The organism is Paenibacillus sp. J31P13 (assembly GCF_056269295.1).
The window spans coordinates 201,426-221,417 of record NZ_JBWDNR010000002.1 but is presented as its reverse complement, the minus strand read 5'-3'; the positions used below and the strand labels follow the sequence as shown (position 1 = coordinate 221,417).

At 45.9% G+C, this 19,992-nt stretch carries 18 protein-coding genes; all 18 read right to left on the bottom strand.

All coding sequences use genetic code 11. The annotated features are described in order from the left end of the window. Nucleotides 1-25 precede the first annotated feature (25 nt). The 18 genes from era to addB all read right to left on the bottom strand — a co-directional run bounded on the left by era (nt 26) and on the right by addB (nt 19,981). A complete protein-coding gene (gene era, locus AC0YOD_RS07085) occupies nt 26-949 on the bottom strand; it encodes a GTPase Era (protein WP_475798573.1) in 924 nt (307 codons plus the stop codon). An 8-nt stretch (nt 950-957) separates the two neighbouring features. Next, nucleotides 958-1,392, bottom strand: coding sequence for a cytidine deaminase (gene cdd, locus AC0YOD_RS07080; protein ID WP_475798572.1), 435 nt, complete (start codon nt 1,390-1,392; stop codon nt 958-960). 41 nt (nt 1,393-1,433) lie between these two features. Further along, complete coding sequence (locus AC0YOD_RS07075; protein WP_475798571.1) at nt 1,434-1,790, bottom strand: diacylglycerol kinase family protein; 357 nt, start codon at nt 1,788-1,790, stop codon at nt 1,434-1,436. After that, entirely contained in the window at nt 1,790-2,287 is a 498-nt protein-coding gene (gene ybeY, locus AC0YOD_RS07070) for an rRNA maturation RNase YbeY (RefSeq protein ID WP_475798570.1), read from the bottom strand. Before ybeY ends, AC0YOD_RS07075 begins: the two co-directional genes overlap by 1 nt. A 2-nt stretch (nt 2,288-2,289) precedes the next feature. Further along, nucleotides 2,290-4,530, bottom strand: a complete 2,241-nt coding sequence (locus AC0YOD_RS07065; protein WP_475798569.1) for an HD family phosphohydrolase — start codon at nt 4,528-4,530, stop codon at nt 2,290-2,292. A 17-nt stretch (nt 4,531-4,547) separates the two neighbouring features. Next, nucleotides 4,548-5,519, bottom strand: a complete 972-nt coding sequence (locus AC0YOD_RS07060) for a PhoH family protein (RefSeq protein ID WP_475799317.1) — start codon at nt 5,517-5,519, stop codon at nt 4,548-4,550. Between the two features lie 6 nt (nt 5,520-5,525). Then, on the bottom strand, nt 5,526-6,719 hold the full coding sequence (yqfD, locus tag AC0YOD_RS07055) for a sporulation protein YqfD (protein WP_475798568.1): 1,194 nt from the start codon (nt 6,717-6,719) through the stop codon (nt 5,526-5,528). A 55-nt stretch (nt 6,720-6,774) separates the two neighbouring features. Further along, nucleotides 6,775-7,053: a sporulation protein YqfC gene (gene yqfC, locus AC0YOD_RS07050; RefSeq protein WP_475798567.1), complete on the bottom strand. Its 279-nt coding sequence runs from the start codon at nt 7,051-7,053 to the stop codon at nt 6,775-6,777. A gap of 217 nt (nt 7,054-7,270) precedes the next feature. Further along, nucleotides 7,271-7,759 carry a hypothetical protein gene (locus AC0YOD_RS07045; protein ID WP_475798566.1) on the bottom strand — a complete coding sequence of 163 codons (489 nt, stop codon included), beginning with the start codon at nt 7,757-7,759 and terminating at the stop codon, nt 7,271-7,273. 60 nt (nt 7,760-7,819) lie between these two features. Continuing rightward, nucleotides 7,820-8,809: a flotillin-like protein FloA gene (gene floA / locus AC0YOD_RS07040; RefSeq protein ID WP_475798565.1), complete on the bottom strand. Its 990-nt coding sequence runs from the start codon at nt 8,807-8,809 to the stop codon at nt 7,820-7,822. Between the two features lie 31 nt (nt 8,810-8,840). Then, complete coding sequence (locus AC0YOD_RS07035) at nt 8,841-10,214, bottom strand: NfeD family protein (RefSeq protein WP_475798564.1); 1,374 nt, start codon at nt 10,212-10,214, stop codon at nt 8,841-8,843. A gap of 153 nt (nt 10,215-10,367) precedes the next feature. Continuing rightward, entirely contained in the window at nt 10,368-10,811 is a 444-nt protein-coding gene (locus AC0YOD_RS07030) for a GatB/YqeY domain-containing protein (RefSeq protein ID WP_475798563.1), read from the bottom strand. 15 nt (nt 10,812-10,826) lie between these two features. Beyond that, nucleotides 10,827-11,000 (bottom strand): 30S ribosomal protein S21, encoded by a 174-nt coding sequence (gene rpsU / locus AC0YOD_RS07025; protein WP_005547957.1) that lies wholly within the window; start codon nt 10,998-11,000, stop codon nt 10,827-10,829. Between the two features lie 85 nt (nt 11,001-11,085). Beyond that, the gene (locus AC0YOD_RS07020) at nt 11,086-11,439 is read right to left on the bottom strand and encodes a histidine triad nucleotide-binding protein (protein WP_475798562.1); all 354 of its coding nucleotides are present in this window, start codon (nt 11,437-11,439) and stop codon (nt 11,086-11,088) included. Between the two features lie 119 nt (nt 11,440-11,558). Then, complete coding sequence (locus tag AC0YOD_RS07015) at nt 11,559-11,876, bottom strand: hypothetical protein (protein ID WP_475798561.1); 318 nt, start codon at nt 11,874-11,876, stop codon at nt 11,559-11,561. A 98-nt stretch (nt 11,877-11,974) separates the two neighbouring features. Continuing rightward, nucleotides 11,975-12,586: a hypothetical protein gene (locus tag AC0YOD_RS07010; RefSeq protein WP_475798560.1), complete on the bottom strand. Its 612-nt coding sequence runs from the start codon at nt 12,584-12,586 to the stop codon at nt 11,975-11,977. A 15-nt stretch (nt 12,587-12,601) separates the two neighbouring features. Further along, nucleotides 12,602-16,462: a helicase-exonuclease AddAB subunit AddA gene (gene addA, locus AC0YOD_RS07005; protein WP_475798559.1), complete on the bottom strand. Its 3,861-nt coding sequence runs from the start codon at nt 16,460-16,462 to the stop codon at nt 12,602-12,604. 3 nt (nt 16,463-16,465) lie between these two features. Then, on the bottom strand, nt 16,466-19,981 hold the full coding sequence (gene addB, locus AC0YOD_RS07000; protein ID WP_475798558.1) for a helicase-exonuclease AddAB subunit AddB: 3,516 nt from the start codon (nt 19,979-19,981) through the stop codon (nt 16,466-16,468). Nucleotides 19,982-19,992: the final 11 nt, after the last annotated feature.

Sequence of the window (19,992 nt, the reverse complement as noted above, 5' to 3'; positions counted from 1 at the left end):
CCTTAACAATTTCCGTCAATTATGCTTAATCATGTCTATATCCAAGATCCTTCAGCACGCGCTCTTGGTTGCGCCAGTCTTTCTTCACTTTAACCCATAGTTCTAGGAAGATGCGTGAGCCAAGCAATGCTTCAATATCTTTGCGCGCTTGCTTGCCAACCTCTTTAAGCAGGTCGCCTTTTTTCCCAATAATAATCCCCTTCTGGGAATCACGCTCTACAAAAATAACAGCGCCAATATAGACAACTCCGTTTTCCTTCACTCGCATATCCTCAATCGTAACGGCGATAGAATGTGGAATTTCCTCACGAGTCATATGCAAAATTTTCTCGCGAATAAGCTCCGAGCACACAAATTGCTCCGGGTGATCCGTAATTTGATCTGCTGGATAATATTGCGGACCTTCCGGCAAATAACGGGAAAGTTGATCCATCAACGTCTCTACATTATTTCCTTTAAGTGCGGAGATCGGAATAATCTCTGCAAAATCATGCAGCTCATTGTATTGTGTAATCATAGGCAGAAGCTGTTCCGGTTCCACCTTGTCAATTTTGTTCATAACAAGGAAAACAGGTGTTTTCACTTTTTTGAGTTGCTCAATAATAAATCGGTCTCCACCGCCAAGCCCCTCAGAAGCATCAATCAGAAACAACGCTGCTTCAACCTCGCGAAGCGCGCTTTCCGCCGTTTGCATCATGTAATTGCCAAGCTTTGATTGCGGCTTATGAATACCTGGTGTATCTAGAAATACGATTTGCAGTTCATCCGTTGTGTATACGCCATGAATTTTGTTCCGTGTCGTTTGCGGTTTATCTGACATAATCGCAATCTTCTGACCGATCAAATGGTTCATGAGTGTTGATTTGCCGACATTCGGTCTGCCAATAATGGCTACGAAGCCGGAACGGAATTTTTTGCTGTCTCGATCATTTGTTGTTGTACGACTCATATGTTTATTTAACGCTCCCTATTATCTAATGATGCCGGTGTAAAGGCTCCCGGCAATATGCCTGATACGGTTGAAATGGTCCACTGTCCATTTAAGTTGCCCATAATGACTGGCATATCGGGAGCACATAATTCCACTAAAACTTGACGACAAACACCGCAAGGCGTAATTGGTCCCTCGGTATCGCCAATAACTGCTATCGCTTGAAACTGACCTGGCCTCTTGCCATCAGCAATCGCCCGAAATAGAGCGGTGCGTTCCGCGCAATTGGTTGGGCCATAAGCCGCATTTTCTACGTTGCAGCCAAAATGGACATGTCCTTCATCATCAAGCAAAGCCGCGCCAACTTGAAAATTTGAATAAGGGACATAAGCCTTCTTCATCGCTTCCTGCGCATCATTCAGCAGTTTCGTATATGTGTCCGATAAACCTTCATAGTGCATATCTTTTCCTCCATATTGTCTTAGTCTACACCACATTGGATTTAAAACAAACGCCAAAGAGGCGGGCCGATTATGAGCAGACCAATAATTGCTGCAATTATAGCAGCAATTAATACTGCGCCAGCAGCCGCATCTTTGGCAATTTTGGCGATTGGATGAAACTCAGGGCTGGCAAGATCAACGACTTGCTCAAGGGCTGTATTGAGCATCTCAGCGCTCATAACAACTGCCATTGTAAGAAGGATAATTGACCATTCCAGCGGAGTAAGCGATACAACGTACCCTAGAATACAAACTGCAATTGCTGCAAAAACATGAAAACGCATATGGTTTTGTGTGCGTAGAGCAAACAGGATGCCCGACCAAGCAAATCCAAAACTGCGAATAAAAGCTTTCATTAACGGGTCAAACCAGCTTGCTGCAAAATAGCTTCCTGCTTAGCCGTCATTTCGGCTTCAGCAGCATCATCCTCATGATCATAACCGATTAAATGCAAAAATCCATGTACGAACAGGAAGCCCATCTCGCGTTCCAATGAGTGTCCATATTCTTCACTTTGCGCTTTAGCCGTTTCAACGGAAATAATAATATCACCCAGCATGCCAGAGATAGGATCTGACTCATCCTCGCTCTCAACCTCAAAAATGATATCAAGCTCTTCCGTACCGTCCTCTTGCATGGCAAATGAAAGCACATCTGTTGGCCGGTCAATACCGCGATAGTCTAGATTTAACTGATGAATGTCTTTGTCATTCGTAAAAGTGAGTGAAACTTCACCTTCCGTAATGCCTTCTGCCTCCGCAGCTAAACCTAGCAGCTGTTCCAGCTTAGCAATCCAAGCATCTGGAATTTCCAGAACCTCTTGTTCGTTGCTCCAATCTAAACGTAAGCTCATCATTAACGCTCCTTTGTTTTCACATCATCCGGATATTCAATTCTAGAATGGAATATTCCGATTACACTTTCCTTAAGGGAATGTGCAATTCTATCAAGTTCCTTCATCGTCAAATCGCATTCATTGAATTGATTGTCATCGAGCCTGCTTTTGATGATTTTGTGAATCATCGCTTCAACCTGCTCTACTGTAGGATTATGCAAACTGCGAACAGCCGCCTCCACACAGTCAGATATACCGACAACAGCAGCCTCCTTCGACTGTGCCTTCGGTCCAGGATAACGGAAATCATCCTCTGTGAATGTAGGCTTCAAGCCTTGTTCCTCAACCTGCTTGATTGCTTTGTAGTAAAAAAACTTCAGTGAAGTCGTTCCGTGATGCTGCTCAGCGATATCGCGGATCGGCTTCGGAATATTATGCCCCTTGAGCATGTCCACACCATCTCTGGCATGTGCGACAATGATCGATTTACTTAGCTTTGGATCAATCGAATCATGAGGGTTTTCAATATTTGTTTGATTTTCAATAAAATAATTTGGCCGCTTTGTTTTACCTATATCATGATAAAACGATCCGACACGGCAAAGCAGACCATCCGCACCAATTGCCTCAGCAGCCGCTTCTGACAAATTACCGACCATCACGCTGTGATGATAAGTACCTGGCGTTTCAGTGAGCAGCTTGCGCAGCAGGGGATGATTCGGATTAGAGAGCTCAACGAGCTTAAGCGCAGATAGAATTCCGAATGTAATTTCAAAAAACGGCATTAAGCCAATGACCAGCACTGCGGTTACGAGCCCGCTGCCAAATGCAAATGCAACGGAATAAATAAATGAAACGCGCTCGAGCTGCTCTGACAGCAACAAAATAGTAATAACCGATAAGGAGCCAAACAAGCTGACCATAATGCCAGCCTTCAAAATCGTCGATCTTTGGCTAGCGCGATGAATCGAGAAGATTGCTGCGAAAGAAACGACGATGATGACGAAGCCATATTGAAAGTCAAAAAGCTGATGCTGTCCGGTATTTAATATAATACTGCCCATAATCGCAAATAAAATCGAGCTGATCATAGCCAAATGCATATCTAGCAGCAGTGTTATTAGCATCGTTCCTAAAGCGGCAGGCGCTAAATAACCGGCATAAGGAGCAGCGTCCGTCTGCGTCAATGAAATAATCTGAATCGTTATAATGTTGATTAGAAAAATCAACCATAACATAAGCAATGATGCGTTGTTGTATTTGGGCTTTACGCCATTGATACTGCCCGATTGATGCAAATAAGCATAGAGCACTACAATAAACATGACCGATAAAAATAGCAAGCCCAGCTGCGGCCAGTAATTTTTCTTATCCTGGAGCAGTGATGAATCAACAAGCAGCTTGTACAAATCAGGTGTTATGGTTTGACCGCGCTTGACAATAAGATCGCCTTCTTTAATGACAACAGCTGGCGTATTTTGCTTCGCCAGCACCTTTGCCTCCTCAGTAGCCGCCTTGTCCATAAACTTATTTGGCATAATGGCGAATCTAGCCAGCTCCTGCACTATTTCTCTGCTCGCACGACTAGTGAGGGTGCTTGCGTTAACGAGCTCAGCAACCTGTGTTCGCGCTGTTTCCGCCTCACGAAGCTGCTCAATAGTCAGTTTACGCACAATATCCCGAGCTACACCGCGCATCTCAGATAGTGTATCAGAAGTCATATTAGGCATTTTGTAAAAGGTCTCTTCTGGAATCGTATACTGCTGTTCCTTCGCAATAATCGACATTTCTTCCAGCAATGTATCCGAATAGGTTCCCTTGCCTTGGTATGCTTTAATAATACTATCTATGTAAGCAGAATACCGTCCCGGTATTTCGTTACGATAAATATCAATTTTATTCTGAAGCGTAACCTGATCATCTAAATTCAATTGCTCGATGCGTGCAAATATTTGATCAATCAACAATTCGGTGTGGAGAGGAACAATGGAATACATGACATCAATTTTGTTAGCAGCTTCCTCTTCCGCTTGACGCGTTGACTTCTCATCCTTTATTAAGAAGGGCGCCTTAATATCCTTCTCACTAACTGTGCCCTCGTGAATATCATAGGTTTCTGGAACGAGATGAGGAGACAAGCTGAAGTAGAATAACAGCACAAACATAAACATCAGCACCCAGCGAACGGCTGCACTCTGCTTCCAACCCGTCATTTTAGACGGTCGCAAGTTCCCTTCCTTACCGGTCTGGTTTTGGTTCATGCAGCAGACATTCCTCTCTAGGCTTTGTTTTCAGCATCCCAGTTATAAGCCACAATAATTTTTTGAACAAGTGAATGACGAACGACATCCTGCTCAGAGAAAAAGATTATTCCAATTTCCTCTATATCCCTTAAAATGCGCTGTGCTTCGATCAACCCAGAGTTCTTGCCCCTTGGCAAATCAATTTGCGTAACGTCACCCGTTATAACCATCTTTGAACCGAAGCCAAGACGCGTCAAAAACATTTTCATTTGCTCTGGCGTCGTATTCTGTGCTTCATCTAAAATAATGAATGCATCGTCAAGGGTTCGTCCACGCATATAAGCAAGCGGCGCAATTTCGATCATCCCGCGCTCCATCGCTTTTACCGTTTGTTCTGGACCCAAAACATCATGCAAGGCATCATACAAAGGACGTAAATATGGATCTACCTTCTCCTGCAAATCACCTGGCAGAAAACCGAGGTTTTCTCCAGCTTCTACTGCGGGCCTAGTTAGTACAATTCGCTTGACCTTGCCTTCCTTCAACGCAGCGACAGCGAGAACGACTGCTAGATACGTTTTTCCCGTACCTGCTGGACCTATTCCAAATACGATATCAAGCTTACGGATCGTCTTCACATAATGGCGCTGCCCAATCGTTTTCACACGAATCGGCTTACCTCTAAAGGTTGTTGTTATTTGTTTCGTAAACAAGTCTAGCAGCTCTTCTGCCTGCATGGAACGCGCCAGCTCAAAAGCATATGCAACATCCCTCTCCGAAGGCGTATAGCCCCCGCGTACGAGCTGCAACAGCACATTATAAAGCTGTTCTAATGATTCTACTTCATCTACGGGACCAGAAATAACAATCTCAGCTTCCCTTGATGTAACCGATCCTTCAATTTGCGACTGTATTAAGCGCAAATAATTGTCCTGCGGTCCGAATACTGCCAGACCTTCTGCTGCATTGCCAAGCGTTATTTTTACTACTTTCGTTTCAATTTGCAACAATCCTCAATCTCCCTGCATCTGGACTAGTGGCATTTCCTTAACGATAGATTGCTCGACTACAAATAGAACTTTCATATAAACTTTACCATTGTCCGCCTTTTCATGCAAAACAATTTCATCACGAATGACTGCATCGCTTCCTGCTTTAAGAATAACATCCGCCTTTGCCTGAAGGATGCCAATGCTCTTCGCTTCCTCAGCTGTAAGCGTACGTTGCTCCAACTGCATTTCCATAACCGTTTCTTTCATTCTGCCGATCGGAAGCGACCAATTCCGCCATGCCGCTTTCTCTTCATGTTGAATGGTTTCCGAATTTTCAAATGGATTATCTCCATAACCGCTCACTTGAAGCGCTCTTGATCCTAATACCATGAACCATTTTGTTTTCTTCTCCCCTGTATATACCTTTACCTGCTGTTCCATTGGAGAAGCGATATCAAAAACATACCATACGAGTCCTCTTACTTTCCCTTTTGCAACAATTGTGCGTGAATTTTCATCTCCGCCAATCGTACCTGAAATTAAGGTCTGACCCTTCTTGACCTTCGTATTCTTCTTAACAACTGGCCTGCCCGCATCAGCAATAATCTCCGTAACGACAGCATCCTCCGACGCTACCAAATGACGAGGATTTTCAAGCGCGACACCTTCGGGAACGGTCGATTCAACCACCTGAATAATAACCTTTGTCCCCTTCTTCTCTACGCCAACCCAGGTTGAGCCTGGAAGCTTCCGAACGAGTCGCTTAGACATCACATCGGTATCGGCAAGCTTGAAGGACCACTGCATTGGGAACAGACCCTCTTCTTTGGCTGCTAACCGTATTTGATCCTCCGTTAGCTTAACATTGCCTTGAACATCGATCGTCCAAACTAAGGATGACAGCATAAATATGAGAGCGAAAAATAAAACAATCCCACCAGCAAACAGCTTTCTGCGCTCTGCCTTTACCAGCCAAAAAGGCAAGCCTTTACGCTTGATAACATGAACGCGACAGCCTGTCTCTTTTAAATACGCACGAAGTCGAAAAAAGTCGCTTACCGACAATTCAAATTGAAGCAAGCCTCCGCTTGTCCATCGAATGGAAGACAGCTGGAGCCCTCCAGCAAGCGCTCGGTTGACAAGTTGCTCAGGTTGTCCGCCGCGAATATGAACAGTCACCATACCCTTTAACCAGTTTGCTCCTTTGTTGCTCATTTCTGTTCCCCTCCCACTAATCAGTTCACTTGCCGCACCTTACACAACGTCTATTTCAGGGTATCAACTCAATGTTAGTGATTTGACCCTCAATAAATACTTCTTCCGTCCATATGGTGCGAATAACCAGCGAGCTGCCCGTTACTTCGAGCTGTCCCTTACTTAGAGCAAGTCTTAGACGCTCGCTAGAGAAATGAACAACACCCCGGTGATTTTCAATATATAACTGACGATCACCTATCATCGTCAAACGCGGTAAATCATACACAACGTCATGCGGCATATCCAATAGCTCGGCTGTCACTTTACGAAATTTTCTTTTTATACGACGCATGGACGTGAGTGCCTCCTTCAGGTTTTCATAGAAACCTCTTTTCATAAGCTTTATCTTTAAATTTACGCAGCAATGCGAAAATAAGGCAGATTTATTGTACTGTTCCAAAATATGCGGGTAGCTCTTTAAATATGAGATTAAACTGAATGATGATAAGCCATAGCTAGTGAAAAACAATAAAAAAACCGCCGAAGCATATGCTTCGGCGGTTCTATTTTTATTTTCGATAAGGTTTTTTTGCACGCGGCGGACCTAATATTTCAGCCCATAACACAGCTTTCCGAATATCATCCCCTTGCAGGGCAGTTGCAAGGGCGCTCCGCTTCTTTGAGACGCCCTCTAATGGATTCTCCGCCTTCGGCCTGCTAACAGATGCTCTTTGCATGGAACGATCCTGAGCAGCTGCCTGAGGCTCTGGGGAAGCATATTCTCTAACTGCTTGAGACAACTGGGGACTAGATTGTTGATGCTCCTCTTTGGGTGCGGACTGATAGACCTGCTGTCCATCCCATCGTTCCGGCAATGTCTGATCCTCTGTATGGCTTGACTGCGGCACTCCCTCACGTGGATTGCTTCCTCCACCAAAGCTTGGCATTTGTCCCGGTTTCTTCTTCGAGCCTGCCTTACCGAACAAAGAAGCCAAAGCTCCGAAGACAATAACCAGAATAAATATATTATTCATCAAAAAATCAATAATTTTCGTCATACTGCATTCACCTCCAAGGCGCGGATACGCCTAACGTATTCAGCCAAATGACTGATTGCATTAGCGACCGTCTTTGTGATCAGACGAACTATCCGGCTTGCTAATGGAGCTGCGCATATCCGTATCTGCTTCAATATTTTTCAAGTTCAAATAATCCATTACACCTAGCTTGCCATTGCGAAGCGCTTCTGCCATCGCAAGCGGAACTTGTGATTGCGATTCAACAACCCGTGCTTCCATTTCTACAACCTTCGCTTTCATCTCCTGCTCATGAGCAACGGCCATCGCACGACGTTCTTCCGCTTTCGCTTGAGCAATTTTCTTATCAGCTTCCGCTTGCTCTGTTTGCAAATGCGCACCGATGTTTTTACCTACATCAACGTCCGCGATATCAATCGATAGGATTTCAAATGCAGTTCCTGCATCAAGGCCTTTGCCAAGCACCGTACGAGAAATCATATCTGGGTTCTCAAGGACATCCTTGTGTGAGCCAGCCGAACCGACCGTCGTAACGATACCTTCACCAACACGAGCAATAATCGTTTCTTCACCAGCACCACCGACTAGACGCTCGATGTTAGCACGAACGGTTACACGTGCTTTTACTTTTACTTCGATACCGTCTTTGGCAACTGCCGCAACGATAGGTGTTTCAATAACACGAGGATTTACGCTCATTTGAACTGCCTGGAGAACATCACGGCCAGCCAAGTCGATTGCAGCCGCACGTTCAAATATAAGCGGAATGTTAGCACGCTGAGCAGCGATTAGTGCATTAACGACACGGTCAACATTACCGCCAGCCAAGAAATGGCTCTCAAGCTGATTAATGTTCAAACCAAGACCAGCTTTTGTCGCTTTAATGAGCGGATTAACAATACGGCTAGGAACGACTCGACGCAAACGCATCGCGACAAGCGTTATAATCCCTACTCTAACACCCGATGCATATGCGGAAATCCACAGCATGATCGGAAAAAAGCTAAGAAATACGGACAAAACGATAATGACCAATACGGCTAAGATTAAGATAGATACTATTGGATCCATTAGACAAACCTCCATGTTTTTAGTGTCTGAGCTATTTTACTACTTCTTTCACGACGACCCAAGTTCCTTCTGCTTTAACAACGATTACTGTTCGTTTTGTATCAACGAACTCACCAGAAGTAACAACATCTATGCGGTTTTCTCCGATTTGGATAGTTCCAGCTGGTCTAAGCGGTGTAATCGTGACACCTTCAAGCCCTATCAGTGAAACCTTCACATCTGCTGATAGATAGCCTTCCTCTGTCGTCAGTTTGTCACGCAGAATAAACTTGTTCCAAACTCCTTTTGTTTTGTTCATTCTTGCGAATAACACAATGATTACAATGGCTACTACAAGGGCAACCATGATTGAAATAAAAGCAGTCATTGGATCGGAAGCAGCGATAACTACAGCTGTTATTAAGGACCCGCCTCCTAGGATACCCAGTATACCGAAGCTAGGAACGAACACCTCAATTATCAGCAACGATAAACCGACCACAAACAGAACGACTGACTCCATTCCAGCAAATCCTGCCACATAGTGCCCAAAGAAATATAGACCAAAGGATAAGATACCCACAATACCAGGAGCACCAAAACCTGGAACAATCATTTCAATGACAACACCCGCGATGCCCAAAATGAGAAGTATGGTCATCACTACCGGATTAACAAGCCATCTTGCCACATTTTCAGCAAGCGACGGAGCTACATCTACTTGTGTACGTCCGTCAAGACCGAGCCATTTCACAACTTCATCAACAGAGTTTGCCGTATGCTCGGAATAACCTAACTTTTCTGCTTCACTCGCTGATAGTGTCAGGATCTCGCCCTTTTGCTTGTCTCTGCCAATCTTATCCTTCAAATCCAATACCACGTTCGTATCGACCATAGCTGCTGCAATCTGATCATCACGACCGTTTAAACTAGCCGATTCCATCATTTTCTTGACCCAGAAAGATATCGTCTTTGGATTCTCAATTAAATCACCAGATCCATTTACGACAGCTGCAGCTCCTATCGCACTCCCTGGCTGCATGACAATGTTATCGGCATTAAGCGCAATGTATGTGCCTGCAGAAACGGCTTTTCCTTCCACAAAAGCAGTTGTTGGTATTTTGTTTTCTACCAGCATCTCGCCAATTTCTTCTGCATTGACGACCTTGCCGCCAAACGTATTGACAACCAAAATAATATGTTCGGCTTCAGCAGCCTCTGCCTCTTTAAAAGCTCTTTCCAAAAATGATTGCAGTCCCGACTCTACAGATTGTTTAACCGGTATGACATACACGGCAGGACCCATATCCGTTGCTGCTTTAGCAGGTTCGACAGGTCCGCCGAATACGCCTGCAAGCGTAACCAGCATTAATGCTATGAGCAGTAATAACGGAGTGGCAGACATTTTTCTTCGCCATCGGTTCATGTGCAAGAGCCTCCTCCTTTTTTTATGTATTGTTCCTATTACGTTCAATTATTAAAAATGTTTCATAATTGTTCACATTATTATAACAAACTTCATAATATGAACAAAAAAACACCCCCACATAGGGGGTGTTTTGTGAGTCCGAATGTTTAGTTAGTTTAGAAGTTGCTGAACGAACTGATTTACTAGTTTACCGTCAGCGCGTCCCTTCGTTTTAGGCAAAAGGGCACTCATAACTTTTCCCATATCGGCTTTAGAAGAAGCACCGAGTTCATGGATGGTCTGCGTTACTATCTCTTGAATCTCTTCTTCAGTCAGCTGTTCGGGGAGGTATTGACTAATAATTTCAATTTCGACCTCAAGACCTGCTACTAAATCATCACGGCCGGCTTTTTTAAATTCTTGGAGGGAATCTTTACGTTGTTTGACTTCACGACTCAATATGTCAACCACTTCGTTGTCGTCCAAAGGACGCTTGAGATCGATTTCCAAGTTTTTCACTGACGCGCGCATCATACGAATAACGGATAGTTTAAACTTGTCCTGATTCTTCATGGCTTGCTTCATATCGTCGATCAATCTTTCGCTCAGGTTCATTATGGAAGGATCCTCCTAAAACTTTCTCTTGCGCGCAGCCTCAGACTTCTTCTTGCGCTTTACACTTGGCTTTTCATAATGCTTGCGTTTTTTCACCTCAGCTAGAACACCATCTTTAGCGATGGAACGTTTAAAGCGGCGAAGCGCAGCATCAATAGTTTCGTTTTTGCGAACTTTAGTTTCAGACACCAGTTTTCCCTCCCTCCGAAACAGACCGTCCAGAGCTAATACACGGTTTATCAAATTTCATTATAAGTCAAACTAATTCCCAGTGTCAACTTTGGATCTCTCCTAATAACGGAGAAAGTTTTGTCCCGCCCAATAAATGGAGATGCAGATGATAAACAACTTGACCACCGTCAGCATTTACATTGTTTACTAGGCGATATCCCGACTCTGCAATGCCTTGCTCCTTGGCAATTTGCCGAGCTACAGCGAACATTTCCGCGATAAGCGGCCCATCTTCATCCGTGACTTCATTCATCGTTGGGATATACTTTTTCGGTATGATCAATATATGTACAGGCGCAGCTGGTTGAATATCGTGGAAAGCAAGAATTCTGTCATTCTCAAAAACTTTTTTTGAGGGCAAGCTTCCGTCAATGATTTTAGAAAAAATAGTGTCCATAAGGTTCACCCCCTTATTCTAACTCGTTCCTCTATCATAACGAAAAAATGGAGGCAAGTCCAATTCACAAACGCCGGAAAATGGGGTATGCCCCTTTTAATGCCGACGTTTACACCTTTTCAAAAAAACGGAAGCAGAGAGATTCCCACCAAAGCTGCAATCGGGATTACCTGACGAATAAAACGTCCGCGAGGATAGTTCGGGTAGCGATAAATCGGATAACCCAGGGGCGGATAGGGAGGAAACGACCGATTATCCCATTCATTTGAACCGCAAGGTACCGCTAGATATAGCCCCTCATCATCCATATACTCTATAAAACCATCACAGCACCAGCCATCATGAGTATGGGCCAATACATAACGACTCATGTTCGCTTGACACCAATCTTTGAGCCCCTGCAGATCTGCTAATTTATGCTCCGTTCCGTGTTCCATCGACTCAACCTCCTGTTAATTCATCTTATGCGAAGTTAGGCGTTTGGCTACTGAAACACGAATGGACTAACGATGTAGAATGAAACAAAGTATGAAAACTATTTCTGAACGGATTCAGATTGCGTACTCATCTCTTGTTGTACTCTCTCAACTAATTGCGTCCAATCCAGGCCGCTCGACAAGCGGATGAGAGCGACTCGGTTATCACCTATATTGGAGTTGAAGCTGCTCATAATATTAGAAAAAGATTCAAGAGATTTTTTTAATTCCAGCAAATAAGATTTATCCCCATCATTTAAAGAACCATCATAGTTCCCTATCGTTTGCAGCGCTGCTCCAACCTCTTCTACATAAGCTTTAGCCTTTGCGGCTCCCTCATTTGAATGACCGTTAATTTCCTCAGCCATTAGAGAGAGCTCTGCGAACGCTTGACCCTTTTGCGCTGTTCCGCCTGTAAGGAACTTCTCCTCAAGACGCTGCTCCCCGCTGCTGCTTGCAAGCAAAGCATCCAAATGTGGAATCAGTTGTTCAAAATATGCCTTCGATTCCGCTACAGCTGCAAAAATCTTTTTGCCTGTCTCATATTTCTTATCCTGCTTATCCTGCAAATAATGCGAGTATAAGAAGACGTTACCGATTAAGCTAAACACGAGTAAGATAAGTGTTATGGGCAGCCCGATTGATCGTTTGCCCGCTTGTTGCTTCTCCAACTTCCCAACCTCCTTCTATGTCTGTCTGGCTCTTCGAAGCTGTACGGATTGCGCGCCATCAAAAAAGAAAACATGGCACTCGTTAACTTTTCGTCCAATTACAGATTCAATAGCCTCAGCATAAAGCTCTAGCTGAAAGCGATGACGCTCTGCTGTTTCTTCCCATTGCTTCATATGGATGCGATCTGTTTTGTAGTCAAGAAGCACAACGCCCTCTATATCTTCAAATAAACAGTCAATCACACCTTGAATAAGAATTGGCTCTCCTGCAAGCGATTCATCCGCTCCCGGATAAACACGGCTAGCTGGAAACATACAACTGAACGGAACTTCTCTTCGCACCCAAGAGGATCGCAATAAGCGTCTTCCAAGCTCGCTTTCAAAAAATTGCGCTACAGCCGGAATATTGATGGCCTCAGACTGTTTTCTCGTTAGCATCCGTTTCTCAATCATGCTCTCAAGCGTTTGCTGCAAATGGAGCATATCTGTCGGCTCGGATAATGACACATGCTGCATAAGCAAGTGATTGACCGAACCCTTCTCAGCAGCGGTCAACGAGACCTCTTCCATAAATGCTGGCCGTCTCAACTTAAATGTCGAGCCTCCAGCTGTAAATGAGGTCTGTTCTGCGTTATTGCCTTTATGCTCCTTTGGCTGATCCTCCATATAGAAAGTATCCTCTGGCGCCTCGACATGCAGTCTTTTCATTTCCGTTACAGATGTTTTTGCAGCAAGACTAGCAGCAGCTAGATGCGGATACTGCCACTCCAGCCTCGCACGCAAGCCCTCATCTGCTTCTGTATCCTCGATCAGAGATAGGGAGGTTACCGCCTGCAAACGATCTTCCATGTCGGCACCTAACAAATTTTCCTCTTCAATCGAAGCAGCTGCTTCTGTACCGTATAAGGAGGCTGACACGATTCCAGCATTCCACTGAGGTGCATTCTCGTCCATTTCCGCCTTCTGCTCGGCAAGCTGCCTAGCTGCCAACGGTCCAAGCCAATCTATAAACGATCGAGCTGCTGCCACACGAAAATCAGGCATCCGTCCATTTGCATCAACGGAAGACAACCATTTCTTTAGCTTTGCTTCAGCATCCGAGACCGTTGCAACGAGAAACATCTTTTCTTTAGGACGAGTAAGAGCCACGTACAAAATACGCATTTCTTCAGCCAGCATTTCCATTCTCATCGCGCGACGGATTGCCAGATAGGGCAGCGTAGGATAGCTTACCCGAAGAGTTGGATCCACAAAGCGCGGTCCAAAACCAAGCTGCTTATGCTTTAAGAAGGCACTGCGGATATCCTGTTGGTTGAACAATTTACCCATTCCTGCAACAAATACGACTGGAAACTCTAGCCCTTTGCTTTTGTGAATGGACATTATTCTGACTACATCTTCTTGCTCACCCAGTGCTCTTGCTGTTCCTAAGTCACCGCCGCTGTCTCGCATACGCTCGATAAATCTGAGAAAACGGAATAATCCACGGAATGATGTGGCTTCATATTGCCTTGCCCGGTCATGCAGAGCGCGCAAGTTAGCTTGCCGCTGCGTACCGCCAGCCAGGCCGCCGACAAAATCGTAATAGCCTGTCTCCCGATAAATCTCCCAAAGCAAATTAGCGAGCGAACCTTGCCTTGCTTCCTCTCGCCAACGATCGAGACTATCTAAGAAGAGCGACAGCTTACGTCGCGACTCCTCTTCCAAATATAAATCACCTGCGGCATGAAGCACCGCATCGTAATAAGTTGCTTTGGCAGATAAAATTCGAATTCTCGCCAATTCCTCAGCATTAAGTCCAAACAAAGGCGATCTTAAAGCTGCAGCAAGCGGAATATCCTGATAAGGATTATCGATGACGCGAAGCAAAGAAAGAATCGTCTCAACCTCAGTCGCATCAAAATAACCGCTGCTAAGCTCCGCGTAAGCTGGAATGCCGTTCAACTGCAGCTCTTCTATGATGAAAGGAGCCCATTGCTGTGTCGCGCGCAGCAAAATAACAACATCACGCCACTGCAGAGGGCGTTCCTCGCCTTTTTTGCCGTCATAGACCTGATAGCCCGTATCGATCATCAATCGCAGCTGCTGCGCAATCCAACGAGCTTCAAGCTGCGCTGTTTTCAGCTCCGAGATCGACTCCGCTTCAACGCCTCCATTATCAGTACCCTCAGTCTCATCCGATTGCTCTGAACTTTCTATTCCTTCTTCATCACTCTCGTCATCATCCGCCTTGTTTAGAACAGCGAATTGCACTTTAAATTGATCCCATTCTCTCGGCTGGGGATAGCTTGCGCCGCACACAAGCTCAGCTCGCTCGTCATAGTCCATTTCAGCTACATTCTCACGCATGATCGCACGGAAGACCGCATTGACCCCGTCAACGACCTCTGAGCGGCTGCGGAAATTGCGGGCAAGATCAATGCGCAGACCTTTTGAAGCATCCTTCTCGTTAGCAATGTTCTTATCATATCGAGAAACATAAGATTTATATTTTTGCAAAAAGAGCTTCGGCTCAGCTAAACGGAATCCGTATATACTTTGCTTCACGTCACCGACCATGAATCGATTTCCTCTGCCCGGTCTAGCAATCAGTGAAACGATTGCTTCCTGAACCATATTGGTATCCTGATATTCATCGAGCAGAATTTCATCGAATTGCTGCTGATATTCCACCGCTGCAATGGAAGGCATAAGATTGTCTGATGTAGATAACGGATCTCTCAATATGCGCAAGCAATAATGCTCTAAATCCCCGAAATCCAGCAAACCCTTCGCTCTTTTTGCCCCTTCATAATTTTGACCGAATTCAATAACGAGCTCTGCCAGCGCGCGCATAAGCGGGGCAAGCTCCTTCAGCTCGTCCAAAAACTGCTCCGCGCTGCGGCCAAACAGCTCATCAACTAACGTAGTTATAAGCTTTTTAGCGCCATCCCGCAATTCCTTGGCTTGCTCCTGAAGCGACTTATCATACTCATCGCCTCTCATTGCTTTCAGTTTCCCGAACGCTACTTCCTGAAACGGTCCCATCCATTGCTCCCAAGGCATGCTATGAATCATATCGGTAAGATCATTGATAAGTGATAAATCATCCTCAAAGGTTGCCGCGTAGGGTGCTGGCCCTGCTGGCTGACGTGTAAGCTCCAGCGCTTGATGCAGAAGCGATGCCGCTCCCTCAAGTGCAAGGCCAATATCCCCTTTCAGGCTAATGACCCACTCGCTGGCTTGCAGCTCCTCAGCGTCAGCAACGTTAAAGGCTTCAGCAGTTTGCCGCAGCCATTTCTCCGGCCAAGGATGACTTTGAGAAAAATCATACAATTGCTGTACGAGTCGATAAAGGGGCTCATCACCGCGCTCACCGCCATATCGGTCCGCTAATCGCAGAAATGCGCCTTCATCGCCCGCTCCTTCATATTTTTGTTCAAACAACTGATTCAGCACATCAAGTCTCATGAGCTCGCTTTCTGTCTCATTCGCAATTCGAAAGCCGGGATCCAATCCGATAATCGGATAATACCGTCTAATCACATCAAGGCAGAAGGAGTGAAGAGTTGTTATCGAAGCACGATTCATTAGTGCGAGCTGACGTCGCAAATGCTCAGAGTCTGGCTGGCGTTCCAGCTCCTTCTCAAGCGCAACTCGTATTCGATCCTTCATCTCCGCAGCCGCAGCCTTCGTGAAGGTAGCAACAAGCAATCGATCCACATCGGTATTCGCTGAGATTTTACGAATGATACGCTCAACAAGAACCGCTGTCTTACCTGATCCTGCGGCTGCCGCAACGAGAATGTCAGAGCCGCTGGAGACAACAGCATCCCACTGATCATCTGTCCAGATGCTATTCTCTGGTTTCGGCATATCCTTTGCCGTTTGCATCATCCGTTACTCCCCCTCTAGCTGTTGCCATATGTCTTCTTTTGCAGGCTTGGTCAGCTTCCTATATTCATTGCCCTCAAATAACGTATCGAATTGGCAGACCGCTTTGTAATCGCAATATTGGCATGGTGTTTTCGTTCCGGCACGGTAAGGCTCGATGCTCACTTCCCCTGCTTGTATGGCACTGCCTATCATCCCCATTTTATTTCTCACATAATGCCGAAGGACACCCCACTGCGCATCCGTTACGACGGAGGAGCTGCTATAAAAGCTTCCATCACGCTTCAACGCTACAGGAAGTAGCTCAGAATAGCCGGAATCCAGCTCATCATCCATCAGTCTCACCGTCTCTGCATCAGCAGTAACGAGACCTCGCATTTTGAACCGTTTCAGCAATTTCCCATTGACCTCCGACGGACTAATCCCGTTCGAGAGTGCAAGCAGCGGGTTATGAACATGGAAATACAATACACCCGATGGTGTCGCAGGTTGACCAAGCCAACCAGAAGCATGCGTAACGAGAACATCCAAATACGTCAGCATCTGAAGAGAGAGTCCATAAGCAACCTCCTCCAATCGAAGCTGGGTTGCACTTGATTTGTAATCAAGCACCCTCAGAAGCAAGCCGCCTTCTGTTTCTGCTGCATCCACTCGGTCAATCCTTCCGATAATCTCCATTTCCCCACCATTATCAAGAGGAATCCGAAGCGCTGGCAGTGTGCCGTCAGGCCCAAAATCCACCTCAGTGCCTACAGGGTGAAATTGTGCTCTTCTGGCATGCTCTCCCAGCATAATAGCTGCTTGTCCTACAATTTCCTTCAGCTTGCGTGCAATATATTGAAACCGGCTGCTGCTAAGCAAAATTTGCGATTGCAGTTTCGGTGCAAGCTCGTCCACCGTTTTGGCTGCTGCAGCCTTTAATTCGGATTCCGACGCCGTCCCCCAGCGCTGCCCGTATCCATTCGCCAATTTGCTAAGCGCAGCATGAAACAACTGGCCAACATCCGGAGCATCAAGACGGTACATCTTGCGCTCACGAAGCTTTAAGCCGTGTATCGCAAAATGCTGAAAAGGACAAGAAACAAAACGTTCCATACGAGATACGCTGACCTGAAGGCGTGTACCATACAATTCTCTTGCCGTCTCTTTGGTCAGAACGTATTCCTGATTAACATAAGTTAAGGAGCCAGTCAGAAGCTGGAGCTTGTGCTGCCATTCCGGCCGAACTGCAAACCAGTTGTACATATCCCACCAAAATGGAGCTATCTCTGCGCCTTGACGCCATTTCCGTATTGCGGCTATCAAATAAGACAAGGTTCTCTGCGGCTGCGATACGAACATTTTTTGTTCCGATACCCTCATACTCGGAGATGGCTCCGCAGCAATGCTGTGTATAGGAATGCCCGGAAACAGCTGGCGTACATGACGAACAATCTCAGATGGAAGCAAGCTTTTCCCCTCTTCATCTGCTTGTGCCCAGCTCAGCCACAAATGGCGGCTTGGCGTCGTCAACGCGTTATAAATCATAAAACGTTCATCCAGCAAGCGTCGGCGCACGCTAGGTGCCATTGCTAATCCATCCTCAGCAAGCTGTTCTCGCTCAGGCTCCGTAAGAATACCGTCTTCCTTCACACGCATAGGCATTACACCATCATTTGCACCAAGAACATAACAAACCTTCACATTGCCCGAACGCGTACGATCCATGCTTCCAATAAGCACTTGATCGAGCGCAGGCGGATAGGAGGCAAGCTTCAAGCTATCGAGCCCTGCTTCAACCATACCCGCGAATAATTCTGGCGATACTTCTTCCTTGCCGGCAAGCTCCACCAATTGATCGAGAAGCTGCATAACACTGTCCCAAAGCTGGCGATGATTTCTTGCTCGCTGTGTTCTGCCAGCCTCATGGTCTCGCATACTCCACAGTTCCAATCGATCCGCTGCATCTGACTGATCCAGCAAACGATACAGAGCCTCACACATAGCTTGAACATTTGCGGCGCGCTTCAATGCTTCACCGAAGCTTTGAAGCTTAGGCACCACAGCATCTCTTGCCGCCATGACAATATCGAACTCTCTCTGTGCCTTGTCGCTAATCTTCGTTTCCATTTCCGTATCATCATCAAGCGATACAGGAACTAGTGGATGCCACGGTCGCTTATCCAGCCACTTCCAGCCATCAATTCCTGCTGCAAGTGCGAAATTCTCAAGCATATCAAACCATTCCCTCGGTAGACTCTCATCAAGCGGGAATAGCATCTCTGTTTTCACACAGCGAAACACCGCATCATACCGCCAACCAAACAATACCGTTTCCATCGCAGAACGAATAAATTCAACGAGCGGATGATGAACCGCTTTCTCCTTCTGATCGACAAAGAATGGAATACCGTAATCTGCGAATACGAGAGCAATGTAATCTGTATATCCTTCCGCATTGCGAACCATAACGGCTACATCGCGCCAACGAAGATTTTGGGACTGCGCACGGTGAATAATATCGCGAGCAACGGCCTCAACCTCTGCTCGCCGATTAACGGCGGCATGCAGCGATATCCCGCAGCGGTCATGATCACGATTCTGTATAGATCCATCATTTAGCAGCAATGGAACACGCTCACCATAGTGCTTCTCCAAATGGGCAAGCATGGGACTCTGTTGAAAGCGGATAGATGGCTGATCCTCCAGTATCAACGGGGATAGAACCTCCACATCATGCGCAGTCGCCAGCTCCATCAGCTTGTTATAGGTTTCGGCCGTTGGATGAAATAAATCCAACTCATGCGGCAATTCCCCTGTCTCGTAAACACGATTCAAAGTAAGGCATACCGTAATCTGAGCCGATGATTTCATTAATGCACCAAGCGCCTCATATTCCGTTGGCGTAAAGCCGTAAAACCCATCTACCCAAATTTGAGAGCCTGCCATCGTGTCAGCATGAGCGAAGCCCTCTTGCAAATAACGCAAATAATCCTCGGCGTCCACATATAAGCCCGCGAGTTCCTGTTCCATTCCACTATAAATGAGCTGCAGATCATGCAGCTTGCGCTTTAATAATGAAGACTGGTCGGAATTCTCCGCTGCCGCTATTCCTTTATCCTGCAGCAGCGAAGCATCCACACCGTATCTTTTCCATTCTGTTATAAGTTCAGCTAATCTATCAATAAACCCAGGCTGCTCAGCACCGCTTTGGAAAAGCTCTAGCTGCCCGCCTAACCGATGAACGATTTTGTAAAGCAGCATATGCTTACCTGTGTCACCAATAGGAATAAGGGCTGTTCCGCCCGTCTCCTGCATCACCCGGAAAGCAAGTCTTCGAAAACTAAGCGCCTGCGCCCGGATAGTGCCATTTAAGTCTCCGTTTTGAAGGAGCGCATATTCCGTTTGGAATGTAGCTTGCTCCGGAACGAGCATAATAAGCGGCGGCCCATCTGGTTCCTTCCGGAGTTGTTCTCTAATTTCATTCAAGCAATAAGACGTTTTACCAGTTCCTGAGCGGCCAATGACAAAGCGAAGCGACATCTGCAACTCTC

Excerpts from the sequence above, each read along its gene's own strand:
- era (WP_475798573.1), bottom strand. The coding sequence starts at position 949 with ATGAGTCGTACAACAACAAATGATCGAGACAGCAAAAAATTCCGTTCC.
- cdd (WP_475798572.1), bottom strand. The coding sequence starts at position 1,392 with ATGCACTATGAAGGTTTATCGGACACATATACGAAACTGCTGAATGAT.
- AC0YOD_RS07075 (WP_475798571.1), bottom strand. The coding sequence starts at position 1,790 with ATGAAAGCTTTTATTCGCAGTTTTGGATTTGCTTGGTCGGGCATCCTG.
- ybeY (WP_475798570.1), bottom strand. The coding sequence starts at position 2,287 with ATGAGCTTACGTTTAGATTGGAGCAACGAACAAGAGGTTCTGGAAATT.
- AC0YOD_RS07065 (WP_475798569.1), bottom strand. The coding sequence starts at position 4,530 with ATGAACCAAAACCAGACCGGTAAGGAAGGGAACTTGCGACCGTCTAAA.
- yqfD (WP_475798568.1), bottom strand. The coding sequence starts at position 6,719 with ATGAGCAACAAAGGAGCAAACTGGTTAAAGGGTATGGTGACTGTTCAT.
- yqfC (WP_475798567.1), bottom strand. The coding sequence starts at position 7,053 with ATGCGTCGTATAAAAAGAAAATTTCGTAAAGTGACAGCCGAGCTATTG.
- AC0YOD_RS07045 (WP_475798566.1), bottom strand. The coding sequence starts at position 7,759 with ATGACGAAAATTATTGATTTTTTGATGAATAATATATTTATTCTGGTT.
- floA (WP_475798565.1), bottom strand. The coding sequence starts at position 8,809 with ATGGATCCAATAGTATCTATCTTAATCTTAGCCGTATTGGTCATTATC.
- AC0YOD_RS07035 (WP_475798564.1), bottom strand. The coding sequence starts at position 10,214 with ATGAACCGATGGCGAAGAAAAATGTCTGCCACTCCGTTATTACTGCTC.
- AC0YOD_RS07030 (WP_475798563.1), bottom strand. The coding sequence starts at position 10,811 with ATGAACCTGAGCGAAAGATTGATCGACGATATGAAGCAAGCCATGAAG.
- AC0YOD_RS07020 (WP_475798562.1), bottom strand. The coding sequence starts at position 11,439 with ATGGACACTATTTTTTCTAAAATCATTGACGGAAGCTTGCCCTCAAAA.
- AC0YOD_RS07015 (WP_475798561.1), bottom strand. The coding sequence starts at position 11,876 with ATGGAACACGGAACGGAGCATAAATTAGCAGATCTGCAGGGGCTCAAA.
- addA (WP_475798559.1), bottom strand. The coding sequence starts at position 16,462 with ATGATGCAAACGGCAAAGGATATGCCGAAACCAGAGAATAGCATCTGG.
- addB (WP_475798558.1), bottom strand. The coding sequence starts at position 19,981 with ATGTCGCTTCGCTTTGTCATTGGCCGCTCAGGAACTGGTAAAACGTCT.